21 protein-coding genes are annotated in these 20,406 nt (G+C 38.3%); 4 read left to right on the top strand and 17 right to left on the bottom strand.

The features are described from left to right. Genes ATK78_RS10260 through ATK78_RS10250 form a run of 3 tightly spaced genes read left to right on the top strand, consistent with a single transcriptional unit; the run spans position 1 to position 2,387 of the window. Entirely contained in the window at positions 1 to 612 is a 612-nt protein-coding gene (locus ATK78_RS10260) for an acyltransferase (protein ID WP_133575993.1), read from the top strand. Beyond that, complete coding sequence (locus tag ATK78_RS10255) at positions 609 to 1,493, top strand: alpha-1,2-fucosyltransferase (protein WP_133575992.1); 885 nt, start codon at positions 609 to 611, stop codon at positions 1,491 to 1,493. Before ATK78_RS10260 ends, ATK78_RS10255 begins: the two co-directional genes overlap by 4 nt. A 12-nt stretch (positions 1,494 to 1,505) precedes the next feature. After that, positions 1,506 to 2,387, top strand: a complete 882-nt coding sequence (locus ATK78_RS10250) for a glycosyltransferase family 2 protein (protein ID WP_133575991.1) — start codon at positions 1,506 to 1,508, stop codon at positions 2,385 to 2,387. Here ATK78_RS10250 and ATK78_RS10245 read toward each other — a convergent pair. From ATK78_RS10245 to ATK78_RS10230, 4 genes are read right to left on the bottom strand one after another with little or no spacing between them, the layout of a single operon-like run. Next, positions 2,368 to 3,498 carry an aminotransferase class I/II-fold pyridoxal phosphate-dependent enzyme gene (locus tag ATK78_RS10245; RefSeq protein ID WP_133575990.1) on the bottom strand — a complete coding sequence of 377 codons (1,131 nt, stop codon included), beginning with the start codon at positions 3,496 to 3,498 and terminating at the stop codon, positions 2,368 to 2,370. The two genes, ATK78_RS10250 and ATK78_RS10245, sit on opposite strands and share 20 nt — an antisense overlap. Next, a complete protein-coding gene (locus tag ATK78_RS10240) occupies positions 3,498 to 4,112 on the bottom strand; it encodes an acetyltransferase (protein WP_243732493.1) in 615 nt (204 codons plus the stop codon). The genes ATK78_RS10245 and ATK78_RS10240 overlap by 1 nt, the downstream gene beginning before the upstream one ends. Continuing rightward, positions 4,105 to 4,728 carry a sugar transferase gene (locus ATK78_RS10235; RefSeq protein WP_133575989.1) on the bottom strand — a complete coding sequence of 208 codons (624 nt, stop codon included), beginning with the start codon at positions 4,726 to 4,728 and terminating at the stop codon, positions 4,105 to 4,107. The genes ATK78_RS10240 and ATK78_RS10235 overlap by 8 nt, the downstream gene beginning before the upstream one ends. Next, positions 4,721 to 5,881 (bottom strand): glycosyltransferase family 4 protein, encoded by a 1,161-nt coding sequence (locus tag ATK78_RS10230; protein ID WP_133575988.1) that lies wholly within the window; start codon positions 5,879 to 5,881, stop codon positions 4,721 to 4,723. The genes ATK78_RS10235 and ATK78_RS10230 overlap by 8 nt, the downstream gene beginning before the upstream one ends. A gap of 170 nt (positions 5,882 to 6,051) precedes the next feature. Between ATK78_RS10230 and ATK78_RS10225 the strand changes: the two genes are divergently transcribed. Continuing rightward, a complete protein-coding gene (locus ATK78_RS10225; RefSeq protein ID WP_133575987.1) occupies positions 6,052 to 6,774 on the top strand; it encodes a copper homeostasis protein CutC in 723 nt (240 codons plus the stop codon). Here ATK78_RS10225 and ATK78_RS10220 read toward each other — a convergent pair. From ATK78_RS10220 to ATK78_RS23005, 13 genes are read right to left on the bottom strand one after another with little or no spacing between them, the layout of a single operon-like run. Further along, positions 6,771 to 7,745, bottom strand: a complete 975-nt coding sequence (locus ATK78_RS10220) for a polysaccharide deacetylase family protein (RefSeq protein WP_133575986.1) — start codon at positions 7,743 to 7,745, stop codon at positions 6,771 to 6,773. The two genes, ATK78_RS10225 and ATK78_RS10220, sit on opposite strands and share 4 nt — an antisense overlap. Then, complete coding sequence (locus ATK78_RS10215; RefSeq protein WP_133575985.1) at positions 7,732 to 8,937, bottom strand: hypothetical protein; 1,206 nt, start codon at positions 8,935 to 8,937, stop codon at positions 7,732 to 7,734. The genes ATK78_RS10220 and ATK78_RS10215 overlap by 14 nt, the downstream gene beginning before the upstream one ends. A gap of 14 nt (positions 8,938 to 8,951) precedes the next feature. Further along, positions 8,952 to 9,899, bottom strand: a complete 948-nt coding sequence (locus ATK78_RS10210; RefSeq protein ID WP_133575984.1) for a GNAT family N-acetyltransferase — start codon at positions 9,897 to 9,899, stop codon at positions 8,952 to 8,954. A gap of 7 nt (positions 9,900 to 9,906) precedes the next feature. Further along, entirely contained in the window at positions 9,907 to 11,019 is a 1,113-nt protein-coding gene (locus tag ATK78_RS10205; RefSeq protein ID WP_133575983.1) for a glycosyltransferase family 4 protein, read from the bottom strand. Next, complete coding sequence (locus ATK78_RS10200; RefSeq protein WP_133575982.1) at positions 11,012 to 12,106, bottom strand: glycosyltransferase family 4 protein; 1,095 nt, start codon at positions 12,104 to 12,106, stop codon at positions 11,012 to 11,014. Before ATK78_RS10200 ends, ATK78_RS10205 begins: the two co-directional genes overlap by 8 nt. Next, positions 12,103 to 13,338 carry a glycosyltransferase gene (locus tag ATK78_RS10195; RefSeq protein WP_133575981.1) on the bottom strand — a complete coding sequence of 412 codons (1,236 nt, stop codon included), beginning with the start codon at positions 13,336 to 13,338 and terminating at the stop codon, positions 12,103 to 12,105. The genes ATK78_RS10200 and ATK78_RS10195 overlap by 4 nt, the downstream gene beginning before the upstream one ends. A gap of 9 nt (positions 13,339 to 13,347) precedes the next feature. Then, positions 13,348 to 14,085 carry a glycosyltransferase family 29 protein gene (locus tag ATK78_RS10190; RefSeq protein ID WP_133575980.1) on the bottom strand — a complete coding sequence of 246 codons (738 nt, stop codon included), beginning with the start codon at positions 14,083 to 14,085 and terminating at the stop codon, positions 13,348 to 13,350. Further along, the gene (locus ATK78_RS10185) at positions 14,082 to 14,729 is read right to left on the bottom strand and encodes an HAD family hydrolase (protein ID WP_133575979.1); all 648 of its coding nucleotides are present in this window, start codon (positions 14,727 to 14,729) and stop codon (positions 14,082 to 14,084) included. Before ATK78_RS10185 ends, ATK78_RS10190 begins: the two co-directional genes overlap by 4 nt. Next, positions 14,707 to 15,405 carry an acylneuraminate cytidylyltransferase family protein gene (locus ATK78_RS10180; RefSeq protein WP_133575978.1) on the bottom strand — a complete coding sequence of 233 codons (699 nt, stop codon included), beginning with the start codon at positions 15,403 to 15,405 and terminating at the stop codon, positions 14,707 to 14,709. Before ATK78_RS10180 ends, ATK78_RS10185 begins: the two co-directional genes overlap by 23 nt. Before the next feature lies 1 nt (position 15,406). After that, positions 15,407 to 16,948 (bottom strand): aldolase catalytic domain-containing protein, encoded by a 1,542-nt coding sequence (locus ATK78_RS10175; protein WP_133575977.1) that lies wholly within the window; start codon positions 16,946 to 16,948, stop codon positions 15,407 to 15,409. 1 nt (position 16,949) lies between these two features. Next, entirely contained in the window at positions 16,950 to 18,410 is a 1,461-nt protein-coding gene (locus ATK78_RS10170) for a capsular polysaccharide export protein, LipB/KpsS family (protein ID WP_133575976.1), read from the bottom strand. A gap of 1 nt (position 18,411) precedes the next feature. Next, positions 18,412 to 19,779: a glycosyltransferase gene (locus ATK78_RS10165; RefSeq protein ID WP_133575975.1), complete on the bottom strand. Its 1,368-nt coding sequence runs from the start codon at positions 19,777 to 19,779 to the stop codon at positions 18,412 to 18,414. Continuing rightward, positions 19,779 to 20,405 carry an acyltransferase gene (locus ATK78_RS23005; RefSeq protein ID WP_133575974.1) on the bottom strand — a complete coding sequence of 209 codons (627 nt, stop codon included), beginning with the start codon at positions 20,403 to 20,405 and terminating at the stop codon, positions 19,779 to 19,781. The genes ATK78_RS10165 and ATK78_RS23005 overlap by 1 nt, the downstream gene beginning before the upstream one ends. Position 20,406: the final 1 nt, after the last annotated feature.

Genomic DNA, 20,406 nt, shown 5'->3' with positions numbered 1-20,406 from the left:
ATGAACAGCGAAAGAGCAGCAGCAATCAGACGGAGACTAAAAGAAAATCCGGATTATAAATTTCATCTTTTAGAAAAAGGCATCCGTAAGGGGGTTTATTTGATTTATAATCTTCTTTTGTTTCCTTTAAGATATTGCGTATTGGGCAAAGTTTCATGGAGCACCAGAATTTGCTTTGACAGCAGTTTTAGAAATTTAAGAAAAATCCGTTTATCAAAGAATGCGGAAATAAATAAGGGTGTGATTTTGTGGGCAGGGCTGGATCATGGGATTGAAATTGGTGACTACAGTCAGCTGAATCCATACACCACCGTATATGGAAATGTAAAAATAGGAAAGTATGTGATGATTGCCCCAAACGTAATGCTGGCTGGCGGAGGACACGGTTTTAAAGATATCTCGAAACCTATGCTGCTTCAGAACTCCGTTTCAAAAGGTGGCATCTTCATTGAAGATGATGTATGGATTGGAGCCAATGCCGTGATTACTGATGGCGTTAGGATTGCTAAAGGAGCAATTGTTGCAGCTGGATCTGTAGTGGTTAAAGACGTTGCAGCATACGCCATTGTGGCTGGTAATCCTGCTGTAAAAATAAAAAGCAGGGTGATATGATCATTGTAAAGATCTGGGGCGGATTAGGCAATCAATTATTTCAATATTCTTTTGGAAAATGTCTATCTTTGAAATATAATACACCATTAAAATTAGATTTACAATTCAATAATCAATCTACGAAAAAAACTAAAAGAGATTTTGGATTAAAAAATTTTAATCTTGATTTAAAAATAGCCACGATATCTGAAATTCATACTTTTAAGTATTTTAATAGTGGTATATTATCAAGAATTGAAAGAAAAGCAGTTCAACAGATGCCGGCACTAAATAAAAATATGATCATTGAAAAGCCGTTTGTCCATATTGACCCTAAAAACCTTAAAAATAATTGTTACTATGACGGATATTGGCAATCAGAAAAATATTTCAAACCCATTGCAGGTATTCTGCGTAAAGAATTGAATTTGGATTTAGATCTTGATCTTAAAAACCAACAATTTATGCGGCATATTGATTCTTGTGAGTCGGTAAGCCTGCATATACGCCGTGGGGATTACGTTTCCAAGATCCCAGGTCAAAACACCTATAAGATATGCGGGATGGATTATTATCAACAGGCCATCCAATATTTCAAGGAGAAACTCACAGATGCTGTATTTTATGTATTTTCTGATGATATGGAATGGGCAAGAGCCAATTTTACCGGCGACCAGTTCATTATGGTAGACCATAACCCTGATCAACCTCATATTGATCTGCAGCTGATGAGCAGCTGCAAGCACCATATTATTGCCAATAGTTCATTTAGCTGGTGGGCAGCCTGGCTAAATGATTTTAAGGATAAAAAGGTAATCAGTCCAAAGAGTTGGTTTAATAACCCAAACACGGATCTGCTTGCTACAAATATGCTAATACCAAAAGCATGGATTAAATTATAAACTAATCAATTAATGCCAGTTAAACTAACTATAGGGTTGCCCTTTTACAACAATGAAAAAACCTTAAAAAAAGCGATCCATTCCATCTTGCTGCAGACCTATGATCTTTGGGAGTTAATTCTTATAGATGATGGCTCCACTGATCATTCTCTTTCTATCGCAAAATCTATTGCTGAGCATGATTCCCGTATCACATTAATCAGTGATGGTAAAAATCGCGGCCTTGTTAACCGCTTAAATCAAATCATTGATCTGGCAAGAGGGGAATACATTGCAAGGATGGATTCTGATGATATCATGATGCCTGATCGGTTGGAGAAGCAAATGTTGTTACTGACTTCAGATCCTGAAATTGATGTTACGGACAGCTGTATTTACATCATCGATGATGAGGACAATCCCTACGGAAAGCGCTGTAAGAAATTAAACGGATCCAGCAGCAAAAAAACAGCTCTGAAAGGTTCTATATTATACCATCCCACGGTTATTGCTAAGGCCAGCTGGTATAAAAATAATAAATATGCAGAAGGATTTCTCCGTTCAGAAGATTATGAACTGTGGTGCCGGGCGTTTCAGCATACCAAATTTATCCGGATAGATGAACCTTTGCTTTTATACCGGGAGGGAATGATTGATATTGGAAATTATAACCAAAGTATGAGGTCTGCCCGTAAGATATTAAAAGCTTACGGGCCAGGAACGATTTCAACTTTTGAAATGGCTGTAGAAATTTCAAAAACCTATTTTAAGTATGCTGCTTACAACTTTATGGGAATGTTTGGAAAACAAAATTTGTTATCTGCAACCCGGAACTCATCTATTACTGAAGATCAAAAAAGGATGATCAGAGCGGTAATCCATCGTATTACGGATTTTAAGCAAATAACTTCTTAATCCCATTTGCTACCCTACTTAAATCATTCTGTGTTAAATTAGATCCTGAAGGAAGGCACAATCCATTTTTAAATAATTCTTCGGCCACGCCATTACCATAAAAAGGACTATTTTCAAATACCGGCTGTAAATGCATCGGTTTCCATAGCGGTCTTGTCTCGATGTTATCTTTTTCCAGCCCCAGGCGGATGTCTTCCCGAGTAATACCCGATGTCAATTCAGGATCTACAAGGATGGTGCTCAGCCAGCGGTTCGACCTGTAACCTTCCGGCTCTTCCAGGAAGCTAACTCCACTGATCCCGGCAAATGCGCTTTTATAAAAGTTAAAGTTCGCTCTTCTGTTCTCAATATGCTGATCCAATACTTCCATTTGTCCCCGGCCAATGGCGGCACAGACATTACTCATCCTGTAATTATAGCCTATTTCGGTATGCTGGTAATGAGGAGCTGCATCCCGTGCCTGTGTAGCAAGGAACCTGGACTTTTTAATATGATCTTCATTTTCGGAGATTAAAGCACCTCCCCCTGATGTGGTAATGATCTTATTTCCATTGAAAGACAATACGCCCAGGATCCCGAAGCTTCCCATAGCCCTGCCATTGATACTTGACCCCAGTGCTTCAGCGGCATCTTCGATTACCGGAATATCGTATTCTTTGGCTACTTCCAAAATCCTGTCCATTTGAGCGGGCATTCCATATAAATGTACGGGAATAATAGCTTTAGGCTTCTTTCCAGTGGCAAACCTTGCCTTTATGGCTTCGCGAAGCAAATCCGGACACATGTTCCAGGTTTCTCTTTCACTGTCCACAAATACCGGTACGGCACCTAAGTAGGCGATGGGATTGGCACTTGCAGAGAAGGTCATCGACTGGCAGATCACTTCATCGCCAGCCTTTACACCAAGCATGATCAACGCCAAATGTAATGCTGCTGTACCTGAACTGAGTGCCGCAGCATGTTTAGTTTTTGTATAGGCTGCCAAATCCTGTTCAAATCCATCGACATGCGGGCCCAATGGTGCAATCCAATTGGTATCAAATGCTTCATTTACATATTTTTGTTCTGCACCGCCCATATGTGGAGATGACAACCAGATCTTATCGTTCATTATTTGTTGTATTTTATTATTCTTCCCGGATTCCCTACCACTACGGCATAGTCCGGAACATCGTTTATAATTACTGTACCGGCACCTATAGTTGCCCACTTACCTATTTTTATACCCTGAATTATAGAGGCACCTATTCCGATATGTGTTCCCTCACCCACTTCTACATTCCCGGCTAATGCTGCATTGGGAGAAATATGTGCATAATCACCAATGATGCAATCATGATCGATCACACAGTTTGTATTTAAAATTGCATGTTTACCAATCCGAGCATCTACATTGACTGTTACTCCTGCCATGACCACTGTTCCTTCCTGCATTTTTGCATAATGGGAAACTATAGCCTTTGTATGAACTGCCTTAGTAAATGTTAGTACGTGATTTGTGTCAGCAATACGCTTTCGAACCTGGTTGTTTCCTATGGCAATCAGGTAAGGACTGTCTACCGGCCACTCTCCTTGCAAAGGCTGTGGCTGTACTGGTATGTGCAGCATCCACTCTTTACCCGGATCCTGATCAAATACACCAAGAACAGTATGTTTTTGTGAGATCAGAATATCTGCGATTACTTTTGCGTGGCCACTGGCTCCAATCAGGTAAATACTATGCATCTTCAAGTTTGCTGATGGTTCCTTTAAATTTTTTCATGGTTGCCTGCCCCTCCTGGCTAATTCCTTCAGTTTTAAACACTTTTTGAACGGTTAACAGCAAAATCTTCAGATCTAATGCCAAAGAGATCTGATCGACATACCAGACGTCATATTCAAATTTCTTTTCCCAGCTTATGGCATTCCGGCCATTTACCTGTGCCCAACCTGTAATACCAGGACGAACATCGTGTCTTCTCATTTGATGCGCATTGTATAAAGGTAAGTATTCTGGTAACAGCGGACGGGGACCGATCAAACTCATATCTCCTTTGATTACGTTGATTAGCTGCGGGATCTCGTCCAGAGACGTTTTCCTCACAAATTTACCGACGCTGGTTAACCTCATCGAATCTGGCAATAGATGACCATTGGCATCCTTTCTATCGTTCATTGTTTTAAACTTGATCACCTTAAACAACTGACCGTTCTTACCCGGACGCAGCTGGAAGAATAAAGGCTTACCATCATTAGCGATCAGGAGTAAAAGCAGCAGGACAGCGAATATGGGGAAGATCACGATCAAGCCCGCTAAAGCAACTATAAAATCAATAACCCGTTTAAAAAAATCCTTATACATTCTTATTCTCCAATGCTCTATATTCTGCCAGTATTGCATCCCAAACGGCTTTTTGTCCGTAGAGGTCAACGATGGTATTTCTGATGTCTGGTTTTAATTTGTCAACCTCTGCCTTATTGTTTACAAATTTAATCATTGCATCTAATAAAGCGGACATATTCTTTGGAGGGACGATCCAGCCATTTTTGTTTTCCACTATAATTTCATTACATCCGTTGATATCAGAAACTATGGATGGTAAACCCATCGCACCGGCCTGCATGACCACGTTTGGAAAGCCTTCCCTGTAACTTGGAAAGGCCAGTACATCACTAATTGCAAAGTATGGCCGTACGTCAGCCTGGTAACCAACAGAAATTATATCTGGATTGTTTTTGATCTCTTCCATACTGTCTGGAAACAGCGGGTCTAATTCCTGTTCCTGATCGCCAACCAATAGCAGCTTGCTATCCGGAAGATCCTTATTCAAGATCTTAAAGGCCGCTACCAGTTCATTAATTCCTTTATCGCCCACTAATCTGCCTACAAAAATAAAGACCTGATCTTCATCTTTAATATTCAGTTCCATTTTTAGGCTTTGTCTTTCAGAAACCGTGAAGTGTTCCGGATTAAAATAATCTGTATTGATCCCATTCGTACTTCCTTTACCGATTACCTTTAGCTTGTTTGCTGTACAAAAATTCTCTTTTATAATGATTTCCTTTAAGCCAAATGAATTTGGATACACTCTCGTAGCACAGGCATAGGTTACTTTCTCTACCAAGTTCAGGAGTTGTCTCTTTTTACCTGTGACTTCCATTAACGGTAGTCCGGCAACGGTGTGTAAGCGATGAGGAACGCCGGCTAACTTAGCGGCAAGCATTCCTATAGTTCCTGCTTTTGGCGTGTGACTGTGTACAATTAAGGGTTTTTCTTTTTTCAGAAAACGATATAATTTAAATAAGGCTTTAAGATCTGCCACTGGTGTGATCTGCCTGGTCAATTCAACTGAGAATACATCCACCCCTTCTTTTTTTCCTACTTCTTTTAATCTTGGTTCATCAGCTGAAACTGCAGTTACCTGATAATGCTGCTGCATAAATTTCAGTTGATGCTCTAATAATTTCTCCAGGGAAAGCGGAACTGTTGTAATTCTTATCAGTTTATTTTTCATATATAAATAGCGCAATTAAATTGCCCGTATCATGAATTCAGTTTAGGATACAAATCTAATCATTGGACTGAGCTTACAAACATAGTTTAGCTAAATACGGGCACATTTAATTGCACATGGCCACATTTCAAATTATTACTTTAAATTAGCCGCATCATTAAACAGGTTTTATGTTAGTAGAAGTGGTTGCCTTTAATCTTCATTCCGCTCTTGTGGCTGCAACTGCGGGCGCTGACCGTATTGAAATTTGCGACAATATACATGAAGGCGGAACTACACCATCTTATGGCTGTGTACGTGTTTTAAAACAGAAGCTTTCTATACCTGTATTCCCAATGATCAGGCCACGTGGCGGAGACTTTTTATATACCAATGAAGAAACCGATGCTATGCTTGCAGATATAGAACTATTTAAAAACATTGGATGCGAAGGCATTGTTGTTGGCTGCCTTCTACAGAACGGCACCGTTGATAAAGAAAAGCTAACCTCTTTTGTAAAAGCAGCACATCCGATGTCTGTCACGTTCCACCGGGCATTTGACAGGTGTGAAAATGCCTTTAAAGCTCTTGAAGATATTATTGAATGTGGCTGCAGCCGAATACTCACCAGCGGCCAAATGCCTTTTGCACATGAAGGTATTCCTTTGATAAGGGAATTAATTTTAAAAGCAGCGAACCGGATCTTAATTATCCCCGGCGGGGGAATTACCAGCGATATCATAATGGATCTCGTGGAAGAAACGAAAGCAACAGAATATCATACCCCGGTAAAAGCAGTGGTTTCTTCCAGGATGAACTATTGCCAGGAGAAGATGCAGGAAACGCTGGAAACGATTAGCGTCAATGTCAACGAGTTACATTTGATTAAGCAGTTAATTCAACGTAAAGCCTAAAACAGATTCCTTACGGTTTCAGTCATATTCAGGCTTTCCATTCCATACTTGGAATTTAGCGCTTTATATCTTTTCAATATCACCTCTAATCCTTCTAAACTTTGCTTAGGATAGTTTCCAAAATTGTGGGGATGCCACCACAAATGATATACTTGATTTTTTTTTGCTGCATATTCCATTTCATTTAAGATTCGATTAAGCCTTAAATTGTTTAGTGTATTTTTTGACGAATATGGTCTTAAGAATCTACTTGCAGGTATTTGAACGACATCATTCTTGTTTAGATTTACAGATGACAGGTTATAGGACTTTGTAACTCCCATTGGAAGAAAAGCGTCCCCAGTTCTAAATACCTTTTTCATGAGTGTTTCATTTCCAGTATCTTTCCAGAACCAATCTGATGGGTTTGACCGCACGGATTGTATCCCCTGCTGATAACAAGCCTGAAGATAATCCTCACGAATTTGATTTCTAGGAAAAACTAATGACGTTATAGCAGTTCCAAATTGTTTACCCAACTGTACTGCGACTTTAATATCTGCTTCAAAACTATTCAGGTTCTGCCCAGCCTCCTGACAAAAATAGTGTGAGTAGGTATGCGTACCAAGTTCCTGATTTTCAAAGCTTACAATTTCACGGACTAGGTTAGGTGCAAAGAAGCAATATTCCAGTTCCTTTTTATGTCCATATATTTCTTTAAGCCTATATGGGTTTATGGCCTCATTTATATACTCAGGTTTGTAAGCTGGCTTTAATTCTTCCCATTCTTCCCAATTTTCTGCGAAAAGCATCCCTACTGCCGCCCAGGTCACGTGAATTCCATACTGATCAAAAAGACGAAGCATCTTTGGAATCGTTGCACGTGTATTGGAAAAATAGGTTAACCGATCATTTAAATCAATTTTATCAAAGATTCCCCAATACAATTCAAAATCTAACGAAATAGTAAACACTCCTTTATTTGATTGCATATTCTCTCTTTTTCAATATTAATGCCTTACGTTTAATTACTCTCGCTCTGCGCTCTTGCTCTTTACCTGACAGAAATGACAATACCACAAAGAATAAGAAATACATCACCATACTTTTCTGACGGGTTGCTATTCCTAAATTAGCCATTACAAAAGAAAGTGCGATTGAAGATGTGATGAATATAACTGCACTCATTTTAACCATAGAGGATGCTTTTGCTAAATATCCTATAAATTTTTTATCAAAAAGTTTGAAGAATAATAATACATAAACTAAGTTTTCAAAGGAAACGAAGATCCCTAATGCACCTGGAGCATCAATGAATAAAGGTCTGAACCAAAATGTGAACAGCTTTAAGATTAAAGGGTAATTATTTATATTAACACCTGAGCCAGATGAAGACAGACCATCGGACCTGGTAGATGCGAATTCTTCAAAGCTAGAGACGACGTCGGCCTCATTTAAGTTTGCCACAGCAAGTATCTGCCCATAGAACATAAATATTGCACCTGCAAAAACAAGGGATACAAACAACTTCTGAAATAGGGAAACTTTTTCACTAGAGGTAAGATATCCAATTACGGCACCTACACCTGCAAAAAGAAAAACATGCGGCCGGACGTTAAATATAAGGAAACTTCCAAAGATCAATGTAATAAAGCGCTTCTGCGGCTCTTTCATGGCATAGGCAAACATGCCTAAACCAAAAAAGATCAGCGATCCTTTTCCTAATGATGCTGTCCAGAAATGCATATTTGGGAGGAACAATAAAATGGTTATTAAATCATATCCAAAAAAATTTACCCTGATACGATTATTCTCCTTAAAAAAGATATAAAAATAAACAAACCCTATAAAGCCAAACCATGCAAATATTTGCATCATCATTTCATAATTAAACCCAAGGTAATTTACGAATGGATAGGCTGAAAAATCAATAAACCGGGTTCCTGTATGATAAAGACTAAACCAGGATTCCGCAGAACTATTTTCTGCTCTATCAAAATAGGCTATTGAATCTGACCGGTTAAAACGGGTGTAGGTATAATATATCAACCAAAACACTAAATGATAGCCATATAGTTTATTTAGTAAACCAACATCAATAAATGAATGTCTCTTTTTGAGAAAAGATAACCAGGGTTGTTGAATCCCAAAAAGTATAATTGCTAAAATTAATGCGCCTATCATTTTTTATTATTAGGTTAAAACAACTCTAAATCTCCTAAACTATATGCCCATTGTTCTGGCATTATTAATTGATCAAATGCTTCTGATTCCAATTGTATATTTCTAAATGTAACTATGGGACCTTTATTTACAATAGGAAAGATGCTGAAGAAAGGATAATAGTTCTGCATAATTTTATAATTATTACCTGATACGCTGATCAGAGCAACTTTTTTAGAACGGCTGTTCAACGCTTTACCCAATTGTTTTTTTTGAACACGCCCAAAGTTTTTTTTGTTGATCAATAAATCTGTAATCCTCAACTCTGCACCAAAGCTATGTTCTTTATATCGATATGCCAAGAAATAACTGCTATTATCTGTTAGGTAATGATAATTAAAAATAGGATTTTCGGCATATCGCCATGTTAAATAGGCTTGACTATATTGCGTATGCATTCCTTGATTTTGGATATGAAAGAAATCATCTGCTAAGCGCAGATCACTCCAGTTCGTCGTCTCTACAGGCATTTTACCTTTATATCCGAATGGGTTAATGTTGAACTTCAAGGGCATCCTTCCTTGTTCTTTCCATCCCATTTTTAAATAACCTGGTTTGCTTTTTTGATTTGGTGTATTGTAAACAAAGCTTACGCCCAAAGATTTCACTTCATCCAGTCCCTGCAAAGTAAGTTTTTTAAAGATCCCTTTCCCCTGGTGATCCGGGTGTGTTGCCGTGTCAACTGCACGAACGGCACGATATATTTTACCTTGCAATTGCCATTGCCAATTCATAAATGCCCGTAATCCAATTAGCTGTCCATCCTGTTCTGCAAGCAGTACCATTGAGGCGCCGAAAGGATTGTCTATATGTTTCCATCTCCAAAACTTTTCAGACTTAGGTATTAAGGATTCGCCTAATGACAATCTTAATAATTCAATTATCCCCGGGATATCTTTTTCTGTTGCTGTTCTTATTTGCATCTCCGTATTATTCAAGCATCTCCAAATAAGTTTCTTCCAACTCCTTCACCATCTTATCCAGGCTGAAGCTACTCTGTACTCTCTGTCTGGCATTTAAGGCTAATTCTAAACGTTTTGGCTCATCTTTGATCAGTTTTGTTAGTTCAGAACCTAGAAGCTTCCAATCATCAGCCGGGACCATTAAACCATCTTCTCCGTTTCTGATCACTTCTTTGATACCTCCTGCGTCTGTAGTTACGATGGCACATGACATGCTCATGGCTTCCAATAATGCAATTGGCAGACCTTCAAAAACAGAACTCATCATATAGATATCCATGGTTGACAACCAGGGTTTAACATCTGTTTCGAGTCCGGGCATTAAAATTTTCTTTTCAAGGCCTAATGCTTTCCTCTTGTCTACAATTTCCTGCTTTAGGGGACCATCACCAACAATTATTCCAAATACCTGATCATTTTCTGCACAGATGCCAGCCATTACTTCCATCCATTCTAAAAGTCTTTTTTGAAATCTAAACACGGCTATTGTACCGATTACGATTGCTTTTTCCGGCAGGTTCCATTGCTTACGTACCGCAATCCCATCTTCGATGTTACGTTGAAATGCTACCGTATTGACTCCATTCAGGATTACTTTTACAGGTATCTGAGGTTTAATATTTTTCTGAATAGATTCTGAAACGTCTGCTGATACTGCTATCGCTTTATTCTGGCTATTAAATGTCCACTTATTTAAACGGAATGTTATATTATGATATCGTTCTTGTTTATTGTGCTCTGTATAGACTAATGGGATGCCTGTATTTCTATGTACCAGTCTTCCTAAAAATCCGGCCCAGGGCAGGTGACAATGGACAAGTACAATTTCATGCTGTTTGATATATTGCTGCACTTTCTTCCATTGCATCATCAGCTGTATATTATTTTTCGCCGGGAAACAAGTTACAAAGCCTCCGGCATCTTTTATTACATCTTCCAGTTGATTTTTCCAGGGCAGGAAATAAATATAGTGAAACTCATAGCGCTGATGATCATGTAATTTTAATGTTTCAGGCAATAACATCTCTGCTCCCCCCCGACCCAATGATTTAATAATGTGGAGCACTTTTATCTTATTCATTATTAAAATTTTTATAAATGTCCCTAAATCTTCCGGCAATACCAACATTCATAAATTCTTCAGATACCATCTGAAAGGCATTTCCTGTTATATGATCAGTATATTCTTTTTTTTCAAGCACCTCATTAACAGCAGCGACGAAGTTCTTTTCATCATTTTTTTCTATGAGCCAGCCTGTTTTTCCTGCTTTAACGATTTCAGCTATCCCACCTACATGATAAGCAACTACTGGCGTTTTATGATACATTGATTCAAGTAGTACTGCAGGGAGCCCTTCGATGAGGCTTGGTAAAACAAATACATCAGCTAATTTAATAATTTCAAGTACATCTGTTCTTCGTCCCAGAAATTTGACATGATCTTTAAATCCTTCTTTCTCAATGATGGATTTTATTTCCGCTTCTAATCTTCCTTCTCCAATCAGGATCAACTGTGCATCGGGGAATTTCTTAATTAAATTACTAAAGATCCGGACCAGTCCGGCATGATTTTTCTCAGGCACGAACCCTGCGACATTCACCAATATTGGATAATGACTCCTGATGCCGGTTAGATCGTCAGGAATACTTCCAGGTTTTTGCGGTTCTACCCCTACCTGAACGGTAGCTATTTTTTGGACTGGAAATTGAAAGGTATTTATAAAATCAATTTCACACTCATGACTTACCGAGATGACGAAAGCAGTTTGACTGACTAAAAAACGGTTCAGGAACATCTGAAATTTTGACTTAATAAAATCACCCATTTTATTCGCATTGCGATATATAATTGGGGTATTCCATCCAAATATAAGCTTGGAAAAAACAGCAAACTTCAAGGTATCTGCTGCATTGGCCTGAATAACTTGAGGTTGCTTTTCTTTTATTAAAGCGGCGAGTTGTTTCCAACCCTTTAAATCAAAAAAACGCTTTCCTATGGGCCTATTGAGTTCAATCTTTTCTCCTTCAAACGGAAGCTTTGCCATACCTGGAAACAAACTGATCAGGCAGACCTCATCTCCTGTCAATTCCAGGTTAGCGGAGAGCTGGGAGGCGAACATTTCTGCACCCCTTAACTGTGGTTTTTGGATAAGCTGGAAAATCTTCATAATGTATTGGCTTCCAGTTTTGCGATTACTTTTTTTAACTCATGCAGCCAGGTTGAAGATGAGGTTACAAATTCATTCGCATTTCGGCCCAATGCGTTTCTAAATGGCACATCGTTAATCAGCAATTGGAGCCGGCTTTCCAAATGCTCTTCATTACCGGCTTCATAAAACAAGACCTGCTCTCCTTCGGTGAACTGAAGCGGCAAATCTCCTGCCAATGGCGCAATGGCCGCTTTCCCTGCAGCCATGTATTCCCGGAGTTTAATTGGAGAATAATGAAATCCTTCGGCTGTCTTTGCACTTACTAATGCAATATCAAAACAGGCCACATAATCCGGGATCTCTGCAAAAGGCTTGCGGCCTGGGAACAGTACTACATGCTGCAGCTCCATTTTATGCACGAGGCGCTCAATGTGTTCTTTTTCAGAACCATCTCCAACCAATATAAGCACGGTATCCGGATGGTTCTTATGTATTTTTAAAAAAGCCTTTACAACAGTATCTAAACCATGGAAAGACCTAAAGCTACCTGTCCAGCCGATCACGGTCTTATGCTCAATTTTTAGTTCCTTTTTTAGGTGCTGTACATCTTTTCCCGGATAAAACAGTTTATTATCCACGCTCATGGGACTTACTAAGGTCTTATGTTCCTGAACTCCCATGTCAATCAATTTCTGCCTAACCTCTTCCGTTACACAAGCAACGAGGTCTGCTCTTTTTAATGAGGCGGCTTCTATATTTTTCTCGAGCCAATTGCCCCATACCGGTCTCTTTACCCCCCATTTTGAGGCTTCCCAAACCGCAGGACCATGCACATATAGTACAAATGGAACCTTTAGTTTTTTTGCGATCTTATAACCAGGTCCCGGAAATAAATCGTGTTGTTCCCAAACCATTTTAACGGTCTCATCTTTCCAGGGCCCATCTTTTTCTATTGCCCATTCTTTAGGTTGTGAGCGCTTCAACAGGATATCTTTAAGCAACGTTTTAAATACCATTGGCAACCAGGGGTATTTACCTTTCTTATCGGTATTGACAACAGTTGTACTTCCTAAGGGATAGTGCAAAACATCTTCGGCTTTAGCTACGGTGTCTGAAGTACCAATCCACGAACTGCCGTAGTGTTGTTCTGCAGCACCTGCCCATCCTGCTGCTGTAACCCAAAGGGCTTCAGCACCCCGCCAAGCCCTGCTGTTCCGCGGCATTAATACATATACTGTTTTTTTTTGCATGGATTAAATTTAATTTTGCTTAACGATCTGCTGAAGGGCTTCATCAAGCAGGATATTCTTATTTAATAATTTTGCACGTTCCAGGATTTTTTTAAACGTTTCCAGTTCCAAATCTATATTGTGCTGCTTTTCCTTATCAATAAAAGCTTTATTCTTATCCACATCAATTAGTTCGTCTCTATATCCTTCTCCGTATGGTGTTTTAAAAAAGGTAAATCCGGTAATAAATAATTCAGCGAATGACTGATCCATCAGGAAACATAAAGCAGAGAGGCCGGTTGTTGGCCTGAATGGTTCTAAATTCATTTTAACGTCTGTATAGTAATTTTTAGGAAGGATATATACCGGCCGTTTTTTAAGATATTTTTTATAAAAGTTAAAGATCCCGCGCCAGCCAAAATAGGTTGGAATGGGATTAATAACATATTGAATTCCCAGGTGATCAAAAAGTTCGAAATCCAGCGGTCCGCCGCCCTTAAAATCATTTTCGAAAAAGCAATGGAACAGGATATCTGTTTTAGCGCCAATATCTTTTGCAAACGATCCGTCTTGTATGATCTTTGGCGCTTTATTAATCCTGACCACATAATCATACGCATCGATTTCGCTGCCTTTATTTGTGTTGTAGGCGGAGTTGGCTGGTCCTACGACTACGATCCTCTTATTTATTAGTAGTGCCGGGCTAAAACGATGGGTATATCTGATCGTTAACAGTAACCCATACAATAGTTTATATAATCTGATCACCTGTTTGTTTTTTTTTGTAAATCTTTAAAAAGCGTTATATAATTATTTGAAAAGGTTAACAATGATGGATTATTATATCCTGCAAACTGTATTTCGTTTGCCACTGCTGCGTCGTAGTCGTTTACAGCGTCTCCAATTAGTATAGTTTCTTCCGGAGCATATTTATATTTATTTAACAGTTCTTTTACTAAAATCTTTTTAGGGGTAGGACTTCCTGAAATACTTACAAAATACTGGTCGATTTTAAGCTGACCGCAGATATGACGCAATTCATTCCCATCTGAGCCGGAGACAATATGCATTGGCACTTCTTTATGGTATTTAATCACAAATTCTAAACTGTCATTTATCAATAGACTTTGATTGATAAGGAGCTGCAGCATGATGCCGGAAAAATCATTAGCCAGCGTTAAAACCTGGTCTTCAGATATCTTCTCTTTACGGATGTTTTCGAAAAAATAACGAAACTTAACGTATCTGCTAAGTCCTCCGTTTGCCCGATGGTAGGCCATTAATTCATCTACCTGCTCCTTAGGATACTGTTTTAAGACTTCGGTGAAACCTTTATCCCTTATGGGCATGCTATCCATTAACACACCGTCAAAATCCCAAAGTATGGCTTTATAGTTTAGTAAGTCTTTCATATACGGCTTCAGCAATTAAAAAATCGTCTTCCCAATCTACATCCAATGAGTGTAATTTATCCATTTCAAAAAGAAAAGGATGGCTGCCTACCCTATCGTTTAGATCCAGATAGATATTTTTTCCTGCAATGAACATGACGTGATTGATTTCGTAGAGCGGTAAAAGGTCTTGTGTTCTAGGCCAGCGTATTCCTGCAATATTTTTATTGATCACCTCAGCGGACTGGTTGAGCAGGAAATTCTGAAATGGCATTACACTGATTAATGAATCATATCCTGCAAGCAAGCTATCAAAGTATGCCCTGATTCCGCTGTCATAATCTGCACCATCTGCAATTGGTGTGGTTACATGACCCCAAATAATATGCTCATGACTAACTACTGTGGGTACATAAGCGATAAGATCAGTAAGTTTGGTGCTGCTTTCACATAAATGCTGGGGTCTGTAATCAATTTTAATTCTGCTATCCTTATTCAGGAATTTTTTGGCTACATCAATGCATACTTCATCGTTTGTTGACAGTACGATTTCATCAATTAACTTTGAACCTATTAATTGCTGTAGCTTTAGCGCAAGAATACCACCTTCTATGCCTGCAAATCTTTTCGTATTTTTATTGATCACTCTTTCACTACCTTTTCTTAGCGGCAAAAAGAAGCTTAGGGGTTCATGCATGTTACACTAAATATTGATAAACTGAAGTTACCGGTAATGTTTTATAATTTGTAGGTGTTATTGCTTCAATTTTAATCTCAGGGTGATGATTTTGAAAAGCGGTAAACAGGTATTCATTTTCTTCACTTAAACTACGTTCTTGCTGAGAAAGTGATGAATCCTGATAACCATCATACCCTACGATCATTATATTCTTTGCATTTAGCTGGAGTGACGTTTTCAATGCCAATGCGGTGTGTGTGTCTGCTAATTTCGATGTAAAGTCTATTGCATCCAATTCAAAGGTGTTGTCCCTGATTGTTGCCGGTATATATGTTCCCATCTTTCTTGGAAAAGGGGGCAATACACATTTACCATTGAAGCCTCCTAAATCTGTAAAGATTTTTTCCAGCCTGTGACCTTCATTACCTACCAGACAAAAGAACTGAGGTACATTTGCTGACTTATAATAGCTGGCATTTTTTGAGCTGGCATGAATGATGCAGGAGTCTGGATTTTTTTCGAGATAAGCCAACACGCCTGTGGCGTGCTGTACACCATTTGGTCCGCCGCCTATCACTATTGCATTTGTGAATTTTTCGGACGGTTCAAATAAGGGCAATTGTTCATTATCCTTAATGCCTTTTTTTTGATTCTGTAAGGCCCTGATGATGCTGTTAAATGAATAGAATCTTCTCGACACCCATTCCATTACATCTTTCTGAGGCAATGAATTTGCTCCTGAAACCATATACGGTAAATTGCTGCCCCAGGAATATTGTTTTTGTAGCTTTTCAAATGAATCAACCAAAATACTTAGTGTATTAAAATCCACTTCCAAACCTTCTTTTGCATTTAGTGCTGTTAGGAGCAGTTCTGTTTTCAGATTACCTGCGCCCCTTCCCATACCAGTAATGGTGACATCTATTATTTCTGCACCATGTTCAATTGCTGTTAATGAATTGATCAGGCCCAGTTCCATATTGTTATGACCGTGAAATCCAATTGGACACGTTGTTCTTTCTTTGACCATCTTTATGGTTTCAATTACATCCCCTGGATATACTCCTCCATAAGAATCAACCATATAAAAATAATCTGCGACTTCATCTACGTATTTAATTTCATCCAGAAAACCTCCATAGTTTTTCCACTTGCTCATATACATAATATTAAAGCCGACTTCGAAATTTAACTTCTTAATTTCAGCCGCCAGTTTAAGTGCACGTCCTAAGTACTGTGGATCCAGTGCAATTCTAACCATATCGATCAGACCAATACATGGACTTAACAATGCAGAAACATGCTCTGGTCTTACGTCTTTTTCATTTAATATGATAACCAGCTTCTTTTTAGAAAGCGATCGGATTTCTTCAAGCAGATAGACCGGACAATAAAAATACTCTCCAAGATACTCATTCATAGGATTACTTCTGTACCCTATTTCCAGATAATCAGCGGGCAAATCATTAAAAGATTTCAGGTAATTATTTACCAATTCTTTACTAAAATCCCAATTTGTATAATATCCTCCATCACGGAGCGTACAGTCCAGTATTTTCATTTTATTTCATTTTGGATTTAATCGAATCAATCAGCTTACCGGAGTAAATGTGTAACTTCTGATAAGGTTTAAATTTAGATAAATTTCTATTTTTAAAATATACTTCTGTAAACACCCCTTTTTGAAAATAATAGCTGGCCTTAACTCCTCCTTTGGTATAATAATATCCAAATATCAGGGAATTGACTTTATCTTTTACTTTAAGCGGCGAACTGATTAAGGATTTTATATGTGCTACATTATCGGGCACATAAGCGACATCAGAATAGTAATACCTTCCTTTTCCCAGTAAGATAACTGGTTTACCCCAATAGGTACCTTCGAGGCCAACTGTTGAACCAAATGTTATAATTTTTTCTGATATATCTATTAATGCATAGGTATCAACCTTGTCATCCGGACCTATGACAAAGATATTCTCAAACTTTCGGTCAAGCTCCAGCACCGAGGTTGTATAATCATGCTTGACATTTGAAAGATTAGGATGCATCCGGATAATCAGATTATAATTTCTAAGTTCTGTTCCAAACAAGTTTACCAGATATAAAATGCCCTCATTTTGATTTTCCCAATATGAATTTTTATACTCATCTCCAACAGCAGCGTGTTCATCATCAGAACTATTAAATAAAACGATATTCGGTTTACCGTTTCTAATCTCTGCAGGAAGATAATTCTTTTCCTGACTTTTTGTATATACACGTGTGATGGTTTCTAACCCACCTCTTTTCTTTTCAAAAAATTCTGAGGCTATATCTTCTTTCACCTGGATTGAGTCTGGCGATTCATTCCAAAAATCATCAATTAACTTCTTTTTTGCCAGGATACTAAATGGAAGTGCATTCTCGTAAAATTCTATGAATCCTCCTGGTCTCGCTCTTTCCACATTTAAGCATTTCACCCCCATGGACTGGGCCGCTCTAAAGACCGCTCTAAGGTAATCTTGTCTGCCATTAAAGTTATATATCAATTCAATTGCATTATTTTTTATAAATCTTTTTATCGACAAATAGGTTATTAAACAATTGTATGCAATTTTAGCTACATATGAGTTTTGATCTATAAAATTTAATTCCTTGTCCCTGGTTAGTGAGATATATGTGGAAAGCGTTGCTTCTCCTAAATCATAATTTTCAAAAAACAATCCTTTAGAAATGGCCGGGTTATCCTGAAAAAACTCCGTTGCTGTTTTAATGTCTTCCTCTGCTGCAATATCAGAGATTTTTAAATTTGTAAAATCTCCATCAATTAATTCTAATGTATTTTGAATGGAGTAACGGCATGAGTCACACCGGTGCATTTCTTTATCTTTATTGAAGTAACAGGTATCAAAGGATTTGGAACAGCTTACATAGAAATAGTTATTTGAATTTTTCTTATCCAGCTCCGTTTGAAGGACCTCTGCCATTATTCCTTTTGAATAGGATCCTACTCCATATATAGAGACTATAAGAACATTCATATTAAACTAAGTTTTTGATCAGGTTCAATTCATATTCACTCCATACGCCAAATGCGGTATGCTGGTCTACAACAATGTGACCAACTTTGCCACCAATCATCCTCTGTCTCCTTTTATAATTTTTGATGGTAGAAATTACCACGCCCCCTGCTCCTTTATATAGTGCCTCACGCTCCAATTTAGTAAATTTATCCTGGTCTAATATAGGAACCATTCCATGACCAATGTGCTGGTAATACATTCTATTATCCGGGCGCAGGCTTAGTAATGAATCTCCTTTAAAAATAGTTAATGTATTGATTGCATCGTCAATTACGTCACTTTTCAAAAAAGGATATTCTATGGAGATTGACATCATCGCTTCCGGCCTGATGTTCTTATATTCGAGTTGATCTAATACCAAATCAAATGTCTTATTTAATGATTCATTGATCCTTGCAAAGGATTCCGGTCGCGGTATGATGAAAAGCTTCGGATGCTTTACATTTTTAGTTTCTATAAAATTTAAAACTTCCTCATCAGATGTGGTTACAACAACCCAATCCACATTTTCAGCATTACAAGCTGTCTCAATTGCAGACTCAATAACTGTTTTGCCATTCGACTCAAAAAGAGGCCAGTTTACCTGCCCCATCTTTGTTTTACGGACAGGTATAACGGCGAGGGTTTTTGGCACATTAAGCTGGTGTGACGTTATATAATGTGCCTTTATTTTTTGGCGGGTAGTTAAGATCCGCTCTTCATTTGTTGTCAGATTACTTCCATGCCTTCTGTAAGAGAATAATGGCTGATTGATATTATTTACCTTATGGTTTAAAATAAATTTAATCCAAAGGTCATATCCATCCTGACAGGTAAATTCTTCATTGTATCCGCCCAGATCTCTAAGGAATTGAAGCCTGATCATTGTACAGGCACCATGGGCAGGCTGATCGTATAAAGAAACGTCCTTTTCGAAATCATGTCTTTGCTCTTTTCCTGTTATTTCACCATTTGCATCGACGTAATAATAGTCTGGAAATACCAATCCCAGCTCTAAATCACTTTCCAGCACGCTGCTCATAACCTCCAGTGCGTTTGACTCTAAAAAATCATCCGCATCTAACCGCATGAAGTATTTTCCTGAGGAAGCATTCATTGCGACATTATTCGTTCTGTTTAACCCTTTGTTTTGCTGGTATATAATTTCAATTTTGGGGTTGCTTCTATATTCTTCAATAATACTTTTACTATTATCTGTTGACCCATCGTCGATGATAAAAAGTTCGAAATCTGATAGCGTTTGATTTAAAACACTTTCTATAGATTTCCGAATATACTTTTCATAATTATAGTTTGTTATATAAATGCTTACCAAAGGTTGATTCATTATTTTCTGTCTTTTAAAGGTTTTGCCGGAATCCCTGCTACAACCTGATATTGTTCTATATTTTTTGTTACTACTGCGTTACTGCCAACGACGCTGCCTTTTCCTATAGTAATACCAGGCAACACTACAACATGCGTGCCTAGCCATACATCTTCTTCCAATACCACAGGGGCATGGTCATATCCCTGGTCCTGAACGGCCTGGTCCTTTGATGCATACCCGTGCATACTTGTTTGTAAGTAAACAAATCCGGAAACGAGTGCTTTATTTCCAATTGTAATGGAATCTCCGCCGTTTAATACGGAATAAAGGCCAATACGTACGCCATCTTTAATGTCAATTTTCGCTGAATTGGCGGCAAGCAGTCTGACGCCTCTATCAATACGTGTCTTATTACCAATAAAAATTTGGGCGGTTCCGTGAACCCTGATTTCCACGCTCCTTCTAAACTCTACATGATCACCAATGTGCAGCTGACAAGCGGGATCAATAATTATTTTAGGAATGCTATCCGTTCTAAAATTTTCACCTATAGTTACATTGGATCCGAAATAAACGAATCTGGTAATCCAGGAGTTTAGGAGCGGACGAAAACTCCTCAGGAAATATTGGGTAAGTTTTAACATC

Source organism: Pedobacter metabolipauper (assembly GCF_004362715.1).
GTDB lineage: Bacteria > Bacteroidota > Bacteroidia > Sphingobacteriales > Sphingobacteriaceae > Pedobacter > Pedobacter metabolipauper.
The sequence above is the reverse complement of the archived record's forward strand: the minus strand, read 5'-3'. Positions and strand labels throughout refer to the sequence as shown.